This is a genomic window from Arcticibacter tournemirensis, assembly GCF_006716645.1.
Taxonomy (GTDB): Bacteria; Bacteroidota; Bacteroidia; order Sphingobacteriales; family Sphingobacteriaceae; genus Arcticibacter; species Arcticibacter tournemirensis.
The window spans coordinates 603,840-616,358 of record NZ_VFPL01000001.1 but is presented as its reverse complement, the minus strand read 5'-3'; the positions used below and the strand labels follow the sequence as shown (position 1 = coordinate 616,358).

At 42.6% G+C, this 12,519-nt stretch carries 11 protein-coding genes; 5 read left to right on the top strand and 6 right to left on the bottom strand.

The genetic code is table 11. The features are described 5' to 3' along the window. Positions 1–70: 70 nt before the first annotated feature. Together pdhA and BDE36_RS02650 are read left to right on the top strand one after the other, a co-directional pair. A complete protein-coding gene (gene pdhA, locus BDE36_RS02655) occupies positions 71–1,066 on the top strand; it encodes a pyruvate dehydrogenase (acetyl-transferring) E1 component subunit alpha (protein WP_128767962.1) in 996 nt (331 codons plus the stop codon). Between the two features lie 30 nt (positions 1,067–1,096). Continuing rightward, positions 1,097–2,788: a pyruvate dehydrogenase complex dihydrolipoamide acetyltransferase gene (locus tag BDE36_RS02650; RefSeq protein WP_141813641.1), complete on the top strand. Its 1,692-nt coding sequence runs from the start codon at positions 1,097–1,099 to the stop codon at positions 2,786–2,788. 232 nt (positions 2,789–3,020) lie between these two features. Here BDE36_RS02650 and BDE36_RS02645 read toward each other — a convergent pair whose 3' ends face one another. Genes BDE36_RS02645 through BDE36_RS02635 form a run of 3 tightly spaced genes read right to left on the bottom strand, consistent with a single transcriptional unit; the run spans position 3,021 to position 4,938 of the window. After that, a complete protein-coding gene (locus BDE36_RS02645) occupies positions 3,021–3,473 on the bottom strand; it encodes a hypothetical protein (RefSeq protein WP_141813640.1) in 453 nt (150 codons plus the stop codon). Next, entirely contained in the window at positions 3,470–3,700 is a 231-nt protein-coding gene (locus BDE36_RS02640; RefSeq protein ID WP_128767965.1) for a ferredoxin, read from the bottom strand. The genes BDE36_RS02645 and BDE36_RS02640 overlap by 4 nt, the downstream gene beginning before the upstream one ends. Further along, positions 3,700–4,938 (bottom strand): peptidase U32 family protein, encoded by a 1,239-nt coding sequence (locus BDE36_RS02635; protein WP_141813639.1) that lies wholly within the window; start codon positions 4,936–4,938, stop codon positions 3,700–3,702. The genes BDE36_RS02640 and BDE36_RS02635 overlap by 1 nt, the downstream gene beginning before the upstream one ends. A 120-nt stretch (positions 4,939–5,058) precedes the next feature. Between BDE36_RS02635 and BDE36_RS02630 the strand changes: the two genes are divergently transcribed. Together BDE36_RS02630 and BDE36_RS02625 are read left to right on the top strand one after the other, a co-directional pair. Continuing rightward, positions 5,059–5,835, top strand: coding sequence for a threonine/serine exporter family protein (locus BDE36_RS02630; RefSeq protein ID WP_128767967.1), 777 nt, complete (start codon positions 5,059–5,061; stop codon positions 5,833–5,835). A 3-nt stretch (positions 5,836–5,838) separates the two neighbouring features. Then, positions 5,839–6,330: a threonine/serine exporter family protein gene (locus BDE36_RS02625; RefSeq protein WP_141813638.1), complete on the top strand. Its 492-nt coding sequence runs from the start codon at positions 5,839–5,841 to the stop codon at positions 6,328–6,330. A 200-nt stretch (positions 6,331–6,530) separates the two neighbouring features. On the opposite strand, the gene glgP is transcribed toward BDE36_RS02625, so the two are convergent. Beyond that, positions 6,531–8,183 carry an alpha-glucan family phosphorylase gene (glgP, locus tag BDE36_RS02620; protein WP_141813637.1) on the bottom strand — a complete coding sequence of 551 codons (1,653 nt, stop codon included), beginning with the start codon at positions 8,181–8,183 and terminating at the stop codon, positions 6,531–6,533. Positions 8,184–8,364: 181 nt separating this feature from the next. Next, on the bottom strand, positions 8,365–9,663 hold the full coding sequence (locus tag BDE36_RS02615) for a class II aldolase/adducin family protein (protein ID WP_128767970.1): 1,299 nt from the start codon (positions 9,661–9,663) through the stop codon (positions 8,365–8,367). A 250-nt stretch (positions 9,664–9,913) separates the two neighbouring features. Between BDE36_RS02615 and BDE36_RS02610 the strand changes: the two genes are divergently transcribed. After that, the gene (locus BDE36_RS02610) at positions 9,914–11,161 is read left to right on the top strand and encodes an aspartyl protease family protein (RefSeq protein ID WP_141813636.1); all 1,248 of its coding nucleotides are present in this window, start codon (positions 9,914–9,916) and stop codon (positions 11,159–11,161) included. A 3-nt stretch (positions 11,162–11,164) separates the two neighbouring features. Here BDE36_RS02610 and BDE36_RS02605 read toward each other — a convergent pair whose 3' ends face one another. Beyond that, entirely contained in the window at positions 11,165–12,394 is a 1,230-nt protein-coding gene (locus BDE36_RS02605) for an FAD-dependent oxidoreductase (protein WP_141813635.1), read from the bottom strand. Positions 12,395–12,519: the final 125 nt, after the last annotated feature.

Below are 12,519 nucleotides of genomic sequence, written 5' to 3'. Positions count from 1 at the left end.
AGCTTGGTGATTTTCTTTTTTTTAGGAAGTTATGGTTAGATTTGCCATCCCAAAAACACATTATTGACAAATGAGTTCAGTTGAAATTACCAAAGATACTTACCTGCAATGGTATGATTCTATGTTGTTGTTGCGTAAGTTCGAAGAGAAAGCCGGACAGCTTTACGGACAGCAGAAAATTAGAGGTTTTTGCCATTTATACATCGGCCAGGAGGCTGTAGTTGCTGGTGCAATTTCAGTTTTAAAACCTGGAGATTCAATGATCACTGCCTATCGCGACCATGCTCATGCAATAGCAAAAGGTATGTCGCCCAACGAAGTGATGGCAGAGTTATATGGAAAAGCCACTGGCTGCTCAAAAGGTAAGGGAGGCTCCATGCACATGTTCAGCAAGGAACATAAGTTCTTTGGCGGTCATGGTATTGTGGGCGGACAGATTCCTCTGGGTGCAGGAATTGCCTTTGCCGAAAAATATCAGGGTACTGATAATGTTTGTGTATGCTACATGGGTGATGGTGCGGTTAGACAAGGGTCGTTAAATGAGACCTTTAACATGGCAATGATCTGGAAGTTGCCTGTCATTTTCGTTTGTGAAAATAATGGCTACGCCATGGGTACTTCGGTTGCCAGAACCACAAATATGCAGGATATCTATAAGATAGGTTTGGGCTTTGATATGCCGTCGGAACCTGTTGACGGTATGGATCCGGTTGCAGTGCATAATGCAATGGACGCAGCTGTGGAGCGTGCCCGTAAAGGAGAAGGCCCTTCTTTTCTTGAAATACGTACCTACCGCTATAAGGGCCATTCTATGTCGGATCCAGCCAAGTACCGCACGAAAGAAGAGCTTGAAAGGTATAAAGCTAAGGACCCAATAGGGGTTGTAAAACATGCTATTGTTCAAAATGGCTACGCAGACGATGAGTGGTTTGAAGAAATAGACAAAAAAGTGAAGGCTATAGTGGATGAAGCAGTGAAGTTTGCTGAGGAATCACCATGGCCTGATCCTTCTGAACTATATAAGGATGTATATGTCCAGGAAGATTATCCTTTTATAAGAAGCTAAATAATTGTCAGACAAAAAACCGTATACAAAATGGCTGAAGTAGTTCGCATGCCTAAAATGAGCGATACCATGACCGAAGGGGTTATCGCTAAATGGCACAAAAAGGTCGGTGATAAAGTAAGCTCAGGAGATCTGGTAGCTGAAATAGAAACCGACAAAGCAACAATGGATTTTGAATCATACCAGGAGGGAACTATATTATATATAGGAGCAGAAGAAGGTTCAACCGTTCCGGTAGATTCTGTTATTGCTGTATTGGGTGAGGAAGGCGAAGATTATAAAGCGGCTCTTGATGGAGCTGGCTCCGCAAAAGAAGAATCAGGAAAAACGGATAAAGTAGAAGACGCAAACTCTACAGCAGAAACAACTGAAAAACCAGAAACGAAAGTTCCCGATGCTCAGGTTGAGGCTAAAGGAGCAGTAGACCCTGAATCAATTGGAGCTACCGTTATCCGCATGCCTTTGCTTAGTGATACTATGACTGAAGGCGTAATTGCCGAATGGCATAAAAAGGTGGGTGATCAGGTTAAAAGTGATGATACTCTTGCCGACGTTGAAACAGACAAAGCAACAATGGAGGTAACCGCTTATGCGGAGGGAACATTACTTTATATAGGCGTAGAGAAAGGACAAGCTGCAAAAGTTAATGATATTATAGCTATTGTTGGTAAAGAAGGCACAGATGTTCAACCTCTGCTTCAGGGCGGTGCACCGGCACCAACGACCTCTGAAGATAAAAAAGAGGGAGATGCGCAGGCAACAACAGCTCAACCAGCTGCTGAAGCTGCTGCTACTCAAAGTACAGCGGATTCGGATGCTCGTATAAAAGCTTCTCCACTGGCTAAGAAGATCGCTAAAGACAAAGGGATTGATCTTTCTCAGGTGAAAGGAAGCGCCGAAGGCGGACGCATTGTAAAGAAAGATGTTGAGAGCTTTACCCCGGCTGCAAAAGCTGCAACTGCTCCCGCTGCTGAAAGCGCCGCTCCGAAGGAAACGAAACAAGAAGCTCCGGCAGTTTCTATCCCTCAGTATATAGGCGAAGAGAAGTTTACTGAAAAGCCGGTTACACAGATGCGTAAGACCATCGCGCGCAGGCTTTCGGAAAGCTTATTCACGGCTCCTCACATTTATGTAACCATGAGTATCGATATGGACAGCGCTATTGCTGCCCGTACGAAGATGAATGAATATGCTCCTGTGAAAATATCATTTAACGATATGGTGATCAAAGCCGTTGCCGTAGCGTTAAAACAACATCCGGGTGTTAATTCATCATGGAGAGATGATAAGATCAGGGTAAATGAACATGTCAACATAGGTGTAGCGGTTGCAGTAGACGAAGGTTTGTTAGTGCCTGTTGTTCGCTTCGCCGACGGAAAGTCGTTATCTCATATCTCTGCCGAAGTAAAAGACTTTGCGCAGAAGGCTAAGAATAAAAAACTCCAGCCTGCTGATTGGGAAGGTTCAACCTTTACAGTATCTAACCTGGGAATGTTCGGCGTAGACGAATTTACGGCGATCATTAATCCTCCTGATTCTTGTATTCTCGCTATCGGTGGGATACAGCAGGTTCCGGTTGTAAAGAACGGAGCAGTCGTTCCTGGCAACGTAATGAAAGTTACTTTAAGCGCCGACCACCGCGTTGTGGATGGAGCCCAGGGTGCAGCATTCCTTCAGACGTTCAAAAAACTGCTTGAAGAACCTGTAAGGTTGTTGGTTTAAAGCAAATAGCTGTCAGCTAATAAAAATATAAGGCGGCCCTTTAAAAAAGGCCGCCTTTTTACATTAGAATAATATTACCCTTTTAAGGATCGGCAGCAATTGATAGTTGGCAACTACCGGCTGATTTTTGACAGCTGAAGGCTGACAGCTAACGCCTGATTGTTAATTGCTAATTACTGAAGGCTGATTGCTGACAGCTGATCGTTGATTGCTGATCGCTGACAGCTAACGGCTAATCCCGTTCTCCCCAAATCACTTTTGTACCAAATCCCAACGTGTTATCAGTAAACTTCATCCAATTAAGCTTGATCGCCCATAGTTCTCCTCCCATAGCCAATGCAAAAGGATACTTTTTATAATAAACTTTTTGCAGATCATCCTGAAGTGCAGCATCTACCCTAACCAGAATACCGGAATACTGAATACCCTTTACCTTGCCTGTAACCAGTTTATCAGGCAGAACAGAGCCTGCTACAAAGTCGTTCTCAATACCCTGAGCGATGTGAGTTGTTTCGGGTGAAGACTTAAAAACCAGTGCATTGGCATTTTCGCTATAAGCATAAAAGCAAGTTGCGCAGTACGGCATATTATTGGCGCTGGTAGCGATAGTAAGTACTGATTGAGATTGGATAAACGCTACTATGCGCTTGTCGACTTTTATTATTTCTGTTGGGGCGTCTGTCATTTTACTTTTTCTACTTTTATAATATTGACGGGGCAATGTATGGCAGCAGACTTATTACTTTCGTATTCGTCGTCGCCGACTAAAACAGAATAGAAGCCTTTTTTTTCTACTCCCTGAATCAGCGTACATTTACCATCTTTTCTTGAAATACGCCATCGGTAACTCGCAGCTTCTACACAGGCATTACATCCTATGCACTTCTGCCTCTGCTGTGTAATCCGAACCATCAGGCATCTACCAATTTATAGAGCTTATCAGAAGGCCTGACCTTCTCGTCCAGCAACATAGAAAATACGTCGCCTTTCTTCACCCGTCCGGTAGGGCGGTCATTCACCCTCAACTCGCTCACCGTGGTCTGTACGATTCCCGTTGTCGGACCAGTAATCAATATTTCATCCCCAATGTCGAGTGATTGCGACTCCATCCGGAACTCACCGATCCTTACGTTGTCGAAATATTTAACACCCTTGCCCAGATATACCTTTCTGCGTGTCGCTTTCGAGCCGTAAACGTTGCTCCACTCGCCCATCTTCCTGCCAAGATAATATCCATCCCAAAAACCGCGATTAAAAACAGTAGAAAGGCGAGTCTTCCACTCCTCTATTCTTTCATTGGTATAGGTTCCGTCAAAATAAGCTCCTATTGCCTCTTTATAGCATTTAATAACGGTATAAACATAGTCGGCACTACGCCCCCGGCCTTCAATCTTCAACACCTTTATACCGGCATCCATCATCTTGTCGAGGAAATCTATGGTACACAGATCTTTGGCCGACATGATATACTCATTGTCAATCTCGAACTCTACTCCCTGATCTTTGTCGGTTACGATATAACTGCGCCGACAATTTTGTATGCAAGCGCCCCGGTTAGCCGAAGCGAAATCAGAATGAAGGCTCATATAACACTTTCCCGAAACAGCCATACATAAGGCCCCGTGTGCAAATACTTCTATTTGAACAAGCTCACCTGACGGACCGGTTATATTCCTGCGCTTTATTTCGCGCGTAATGGCGCCCACTTGCATCAGGCTGAGCTCTCTGGCCATCACCATTACATCGGCATAGTCGGCAAAGAACTCCACTGTTTCAATATTGGTTATATTCGCCTGGGTAGAAATATGGACATTCAGTCCTACTTTCTTTGCGTAATGAAGTACCGAAAAATCTGTGGCTATCACAGCATCTACCCCATGCTTCTTAGCAGCATCAATGATACTCCGCATAAGGCTGATATCATGATCATATAAAATTGTATTGAGGGTGAGATAGGCCCTTATATTATGCTCTTTACATATAGCAGTGATTTTTGCCAGATCGTCGATAGTAAAATTATTGCTCGACCGTGCGCGCATGTTGAGTTGCTCAATGCCGAAATACACCGAATCTGCCCCAGCTTTTATAGCCGCCATTAACGATTCAAACGATCCGGCAGGGGCCATCAATTCCACTTTACTGTTCTGCATTTTATACCATTTAATTAAACTACAAAATATTGTATTTTTTTTGCTATAAAATATGATCTTTATCAAGTGTGGAGAAGAAAAGACTCCTATTTTTGCAGCGTTTCAAAAATTGTCAATTCTATGACACCAGAAAGTATCAAAAACACGGAGATTAAAGAGCTTGGAGCAACCTTGTTACACATTGGGGCTCTTCTATTGAGTGCTGGAGCTAGTACAGGGAGAACAAGAAATACGATAACCAGAATTTCTGACTCTTTTGGCTATAATACAGAGTTTGTTATCAATAACCGGACACTTTTATTAACGCTTAGTGACGAAAACAATGAATATTTCTTTAATAGCTTAAAACGTTCCTCTCCTCACGGGGTAAACTTTACGCTATTATCGGGCATAAGTCACTTAAGCTGGGAGATTGTAGAGGATAAACTAACTATAAACCAAATCAATGAACAACTTGCAAAGTTAACAGCATTACCTCATTATGAAAGGTGGATAGTGCTCATTTTAGTTGGGCTGGCTGGTTCGTCATTCTGCAGAGTAAATGGAGGTGAAGCGCTTGATATGCTCGCTGTCTTTATCGCAACTTTTGCCGGGCTCTTCGTGCGCCAGGAAGCCACCCGTTTACGCTTCAATTTGTATATGTGTATTTATTTCGGAGCATTTACTGCTTCATTGATTGCAGGCGGTGCCGTTAAATTTGGAATGGGTTACACCCATGAACAAGCCTTTGCTACATCTGTATTGTTCCTGATCCCGGGGGTGCCTCTGATCAACACCTTCTCGGATATGATAGAAGGGAACCTTCAGAACGCAATTGTGCGGGGAATGAATGGCCTTATTATCTCTTTTGCGATAGGGTTAGGTTTATTGACATCTATGTTTATTTATCAGTTTTAGAAAATGGAGTGGCTACTTTTATTAGAGAAATGTATTTGGTTTGGCCTGGCAGCGACAGGTTTTGCCGTTTTGTTTAATGTACCGGTAAAGAACCTGCCTACCATCTATCTTATGGGGGCTGCCGGCGGTTTTACCAAAGTATTAACTATGCATTTTGGGACGAATATTGTTTTCGGATCATTATACGGAGCTACAGTTGTTGGGTTCCTAAGCATCTATTTTGCTCACAAAAGACATTCACCTCCGCCTGTCTTAGCAATTCCTTCTGTTATTCCAATGATTCCAGGCATACTTGCGTACCGTATGATCATTGGCTTGACTAAACTAGCGGGAGAAATACAGCCCGAAACTTATAATCAGGTCCTTGCCGAAACAGTTAATTATGGACTAAAAGTGATGTTTATCCTGATGTGTCTTGCTGGGGGCGTTGCGATACCAATGCTTATTACCCGTAAAGAATCTGCAAAAGACCTGAAATTCAGAAGGAGAAATTGACAAAGGACAATTGACAGTGGACAATTGAGAGTTGGTAACGGATAGTGGAAGAATGATAAGGGATAATGAAAGGAATCATTAGTATTAAGTGACTCTGTTTAAAATACTCTAAGAAAGACAAAAGGCAAGCGTTTAATAACAGCTTGCCTTTTACTTTTGTTCTTTATTTTAATTCTCAATTGTCCATTGTCAACTGTCCATTATTTCGAGTACATTATCTCATAGTATTCCTGAGCCATACGGCCGGATTCGAAAGCAGGGGCTACATCTGCAGCTCCATTCTTAACTATTGAAAGCCATTTATTCTGATCTTTATAGTAAGTTGGAAGCACTTTATTTTCGAGAGTCTCGATTAGATCAAGCGCTTCAATACGATCTTTTTCTTCAGTCGACAAGTGATCGGGCGCGGGTTCAATAATAAAACAGTTTTCAAGATCTTTGGCAAACTCAGGAATCCATCCGTCTGGAATCGACAGATTAACACTTCCGTTCATGGCAGCTGTCATCCCACTGGTGCCAGAGGCTTCCCTGTACATTTTTGGATTATTAAGCCAGATATCTGATCCCTTTTTCAGTAACGCCGAAAGCTTTAACTCGTATCCCGTCAGCACTGCGCAGTTTGCAATAGGTTGAGTCCGCTTAATAATGCTATTAAACATATCAATCGCTCCATAGTCCTGAGGATAAGGTTTCCCTGCCCAAATTACCTGAACGGGGTATTCTGTATTTTCCACGAGTCTGAGAAATCGTTCCCAGTCATACATCAGCAAGTCAGCCCTCTTATAGGCAGCAAACCTCCTCGCCCACACAATAGTAATAACATTCTCGTCAAACAGCTTGCCGCATTGATCAGCAACCAGTTCGAAAAGGGCTTTCTTCATTTCCTTCTTCCGGGCAACAATGCCCTGGTCGTTTCCTGAACGAAGGGCCTTTTCAAAGGCGGGATCCGTCCAATAAGCTGTATTTTGAGCGTTAGTAATAGAAGTGATTTCACAGATGCCTTCGTTACCTTTCCACATGTCGCGCGATACGTCACCATGAAGCTTAGATACCGCGTTGGCTTTCCCGGCAAACTTCAATGCTGCAAGCGTATAGTTCAATACCGGTCCGTCGAGGCCTAACACTGATTTAACTTCAGCCTCGGTAAGCCCATAAAAAAAGGACATCTCCTGCAATAATGCATACCCATGTTCTTCATTACCGGCAGCTTCGGGCGTATGAGTAGTAAAAACAACACGTTTCTTAACTTCCTCAACACTTTTGAACTTAGAATAGAGGTAAAAATTGAGAGAAAGCGAATGGCCTTCATTCATGTGATAGAGTGAATCATCCCGACCAAGTATATCAAGCAATTTAGCTCCCCCTGTTCCTAACAGGATAGATTGTGCAATACGCGTGGCTTCGTTAGAATCATATAAGCGGTGACAAATGCTCTTTGAAATTTCATCGTTCTCGGGAACATCAGTACTAAGCAGAAAAAGAGGTGCCGACCTGAAAACATCAGGCTTCAAAAGCCAGACTTTAACATGCACCGGTGATTCATGAACCGGAATCGTAAACTTAATACCTGTATCTTCGAGGAAGGAATAGTGTTTCTCTATAAAAGCAGCTTTCATCGTGCCGTTAGTATCCCTTACCTGATCATAGTATCCGAATTTCCAGAGGATCCCAACTCCTATTAAATTTTGCTTCAATTCATAAGCGCTTCTCAAATGGGATCCGGCAAGGAATCCCAGACCGCCACTATAAATTTTTAAAGCCTGGTCAACGGCAAACTCCATTGAGAAATACGCAACGGGGGTTGCATATTTTTTATCAGGTTCATAGCTAAAAATATCCTTAGTTGTAATCATATAAGCAAAGTAGTAATAAATTTATTATTATTATAAAAATGTGTTTCGAACTTGCACCTGCAAATGTATTGTCTTTATACTTAGATGAAATATAAATGTTTCAACATTTAAACAAAAGTGATTCCTTGCTTTAATGTTGAAACTTTTATGCCGGAAGTTTTACCGGAATATTTTAGAGAAGTTATTCTTTTAAAAACGCTTTACGTAACTCTTCTACCTGCTCGTTGCTGATAGGAACCATATTACCTATGGAGGCGCACATAACAAGGGATTTGGCACTAAATTCTGCCACTTCCAGATAGTCGAAGGTTTGCAGTAACTGGTTTCCCGTTACGAGTACACAGTCGTTTTTTATCAAAACGGCAGGATTACTTTTACAAACCAGGTCAGGAATATCAGGTCTGCCCATAAATTGAGCGCCGAACTCAAGAGACTGAACATCCTGAAGAAATATCCAGCTTTCGGGAATAGTACGAACATTAAATGAAGCCCCCGTTACAGAAAACGCCATCAGGTACGGCGACTGCGTGATGATAATGGAGTTGATCTCAGGATGTTTACGATATATTTCCTGATGGAGATAGGTCGTTCGGCTTGGCACCTTTCCTGGCTCACGTTTTCCATCTTTTATCTGAACGATTTCATCTGCCTGAAGATCCCAACGCGAAAAGTCCGTAGGAGTGATTAGAAAGTCGTTATCCCGCCATCTAACGGATATCGTTCCGTAAGAGCTGAACATGAGACCTTGCGTACAGGCACGATGAACGATCTTACATATTTCGGCGCGTTTTTCCCTTTCGTCCGATGGATATGCCACTTCTTCCATTTCAGGTAAGCAGGGCAATTGCGCCTCAAATGCATCAACATCCGAATCCTGAAGATAGGTAGGAGAACCTACTGACTTCCCGTACAAAATGGTTCTTGCTGAAAACTCTAACGTTTCGAATCTTTGGAACGCATCCATTAGGTCCGTCCCGCCAACTACCGTACCATGGTTCTCCATAATTACGGCTTTATATCCCTTGGTAAATTCCTGGGCAATTTTGGTACCCAGAGCCTCACTACCGGGAAGTTCATATTCAGCATACCCTATAGGGCCGCAAACTGTTCTGGCTTGTGAAAGGATATTTGTATTTGGAATCGTTCTTGCAATACTAAACGAGACAAGAGCTGGAGGGTGTGCATGAATAATGGCCTTAATATCGGGACGTATTGAATAAATAGCCTTATGAAAAGGATATTCAGAAGATGGCTTATGCACACCTTCAATGGTTCCGTCATTTTTCATACAGACGATATCTTCCGGTTTTAATGACCCCTTATCAACAGCAGACGGCGAAATCCATATATCTCCGTTCTCATCGATTACAGAGATATTACCTCCAGATGTAGTTGTAAGGCCCCTCCGGTAAATCCTTGTCATTACTAATGCAACCTGTTCGCGGGGATGCATCAGTTTTGTATTCAAAATTTCGTTCATTTTAATAGTACTTCTTTAATAAATGCGCAATTATACACGAAAGCCCCATCTTATCTGTCCTGTGGTATCCGGCTTGTTATTTAATCACTTATTACTGCAAAGAAGGTAAATATTACGCTGACGCGAAATGATGGCGATCATTTAAAAGTACGATTATTGATAGAAAAGACCGATACGGAAAATTTTAGCCACTGCTTGCTAGCAGAATTGTTATAAAATCTTTACCTTAATCGGCGTAACCAATCGCTGTGTGAACCTGCGGAAACTTCTTCTGTACATCGCAATAAGCATTCTGCTAGCATCAGGCAGTAGCTTACCTTCTTTTGCGCAGTCTTTTCACCTTACGAACGGCAAAAAAAGCAAAACTCTAACCTTCAAGTATATTAAAAACCTGATTATCATCCCGCTCACCATTAACGGAAAAGGGCCATATAACTTCGTACTCGATACAGGAATAGGGATTATGCTGATAACAGATCCTTCTTTATCTGATTCGCTGGGACTTAAAAACCTCCGGACATTAAGGATCACTGGTTTCGGAGAAGGGGAAGAGTTAAGTGCTTTTGTAACCCCGTCTTTATATCTCGGTATCGGTGGCAATGATATTGTTGGAGAACTATCAGCTGCTATCCTCAAAGAGGACTCGTTTAACCTGTCATCTTATACAGGTACTCCGGTACATGGCCTAATAGGCCATGAGTTTTTTAGCAGCTTTATTGTAAAGTTGAATTACTCGGTTAATACAATTAGGCTTTATTCTCAACGGGTGTCTTACGTTCCACGCCGCGGGCATAGAATTCCCATTACGATTGAAGACAGGAAACCTTACCTGACAGCTGCTGTATCAATCAAACAGGGGGCAAGTTCTTCCGCGAAATTAATTATTGATACCGGGGCCGGCCATCCGATATCGCTCGAAACCGACTCGGGTTTACCATATCAGGTTCCTGAACCTAACATACGTGCCAATCTCGGAGTGGGGTTAAACGGCGTTATAAATGGCCATATTGCAAGGATCCCATCTTTGGAAATAGGAAAATATAAGTTTAAGAATGTTATTACAGCTTTTCCGGATTATAAAGATGCTGCTGGAAAATTCCCATCGATCAACAGGAATGGAAACGTCGGCAACAGCATATTACGCCGGTTTAGCGTAGTTTTTGACTACAATAACTCCTGCATTTACCTTAAACCAAATTCCAGATTTAAGGAAGCTTTTGAGCACGATATGAGCGGCCTGGAGCTATCATGGAGTGGGCCCGGCTATAAGCGCCTATTTATTGCCAGGATAGAGGATGGTTCTGCTGCTGAGGAGGCGGGGCTGCAGGAGAATGATGAGATTATTGACATCAACTTAAAACCTGTTAACGAAATGGGAATGGAAGACATCTATGATTTACTGCGCTCGGGGAATAAACGTAATCTAATGTTTCGCATTCGTCCTTCCGGAACTGATAAAGTCAGGGTTGTTATTCTTTCCCTTAAAAGAAGAATATAAACTTTACCTTTTTAATGCTCCTGCCAAATCCACCGACACATGAAAAGGCCTGACAAAGGCGTTAAAAAGGACGGCAAATTCCCGTCGCGTAACAGGCCGGGCCGGGTCAAACTTGCTGGGGAGCTTCAGAGAAGCACTCCAACCCTTCGTGACTTCTCTGTCCAACTCGTTACCCCTGGAAGCTATGAACTTTATAAGTGACAGGGTCTCCTTCAAAGAGAGCTTTTCAGACTTATTATCGAGGAACCAAATTTGGCTCCTTGAGGAATACTCTTTTACCGGTACCATTATTTCATCGGTTGATATATTCGAATCAGGCATAAAGTGAAATTTACCCGATACTGCGCGTCCTTTAAGTATCCCCGTCAGTGCTATATTTTGAATAGCCATGGCGTTTGTATCTTTTTCGGCAACATCATCAAATCTCATAAGCTGAGAACCAAACGACATGAGCTCACTCTGGATCATACGAACGTTCAGGCTTTTTGTGGTCGTTTTAAAAAAAGAGCAAAATGCTGCTATTGCGCCAGTGGCCTGACCACTCGCAGTTGTAGCGATGATCTCCCTGCTCCAGGGTGCGAGAAAATTATCAGTTGCACCAATGAAGGCCGACACTGGTATAGTAACCGGAAATGTGTTAGCAGAAGGGGTTATCGCCACTCCCGTGCGATACTTATTGTCGGCATACGGAAGAGAGTCTGGAGAACTATTCTTAATGGTGTCCACCACCTTTAAAGATGCCAGAGAGGCAACATAATTATCCTGAGTCGCATCAACAACCACATCAGCTTTTACAATTTGCTTGTTAGATAAAATGGCTTCCCATCCTTTTCCGTCTTTCGCAATAGCTGTCACTGAACCCCTGGTAATTACCGTCAGGTTTTTAACTGTATCTGCCCACGCCTTAAAGATAGTCGCTGCGAAAGAAGGCGAAAACACCTGGTTCTTCGTCACAGGATACTTCTGCGCCGACTCTACTCGTTTAATAAAATTAGCATAAATACCTGACCGTGTTTGTCCTTCATCAGACGGCAGCACGATAGATTCAAAATTACCTTTATCAATCAGAATTGTCTTAACACCTGAATGAGCCGATTGGATTGCAGCGGCTACCCCGGCAGATGAACTGCCAACTACCAGCACACCTGCTTTTATTTTCTGGGCATAACCATCAAAGCACAACAGCAAGCAAACAGAAGCTACACAAACTCCTTTAAATATCTTTCTTATCATCTTCTTAATTCTCTTTCAAATATAAAGTCCTCAACGTAAGAAAGAATCTGATAATTCGGCCCTACTAGCAGTTTAACAAATTTTAACAAAATACAATAAAAAAACCCACCTGCAACCAGGTAGGT

Bases quoted from the DNA above. Each gene is read 5' to 3' on its own strand.
- pdhA (WP_128767962.1), top strand. From the start codon at position 71: ATGAGTTCAGTTGAAATTACCAAAGATACTTACCTGCAATGGTATGAT.
- BDE36_RS02650 (WP_141813641.1), top strand. From the start codon at position 1,097: ATGGCTGAAGTAGTTCGCATGCCTAAAATGAGCGATACCATGACCGAA.
- BDE36_RS02645 (WP_141813640.1), bottom strand. From the start codon at position 3,473: ATGACAGACGCCCCAACAGAAATAATAAAAGTCGACAAGCGCATAGTA.
- BDE36_RS02640 (WP_128767965.1), bottom strand. From the start codon at position 3,700: ATGGTTCGGATTACACAGCAGAGGCAGAAGTGCATAGGATGTAATGCC.
- BDE36_RS02635 (WP_141813639.1), bottom strand. From the start codon at position 4,938: ATGCAGAACAGTAAAGTGGAATTGATGGCCCCTGCCGGATCGTTTGAA.
- BDE36_RS02630 (WP_128767967.1), top strand. From the start codon at position 5,059: ATGACACCAGAAAGTATCAAAAACACGGAGATTAAAGAGCTTGGAGCA.
- BDE36_RS02625 (WP_141813638.1), top strand. From the start codon at position 5,839: ATGGAGTGGCTACTTTTATTAGAGAAATGTATTTGGTTTGGCCTGGCA.
- glgP (WP_141813637.1), bottom strand. From the start codon at position 8,183: ATGATTACAACTAAGGATATTTTTAGCTATGAACCTGATAAAAAATAT.
- BDE36_RS02615 (WP_128767970.1), bottom strand. From the start codon at position 9,663: ATGAACGAAATTTTGAATACAAAACTGATGCATCCCCGCGAACAGGTT.
- BDE36_RS02605 (WP_141813635.1), bottom strand. From the start codon at position 12,394: ATGATAAGAAAGATATTTAAAGGAGTTTGTGTAGCTTCTGTTTGCTTG.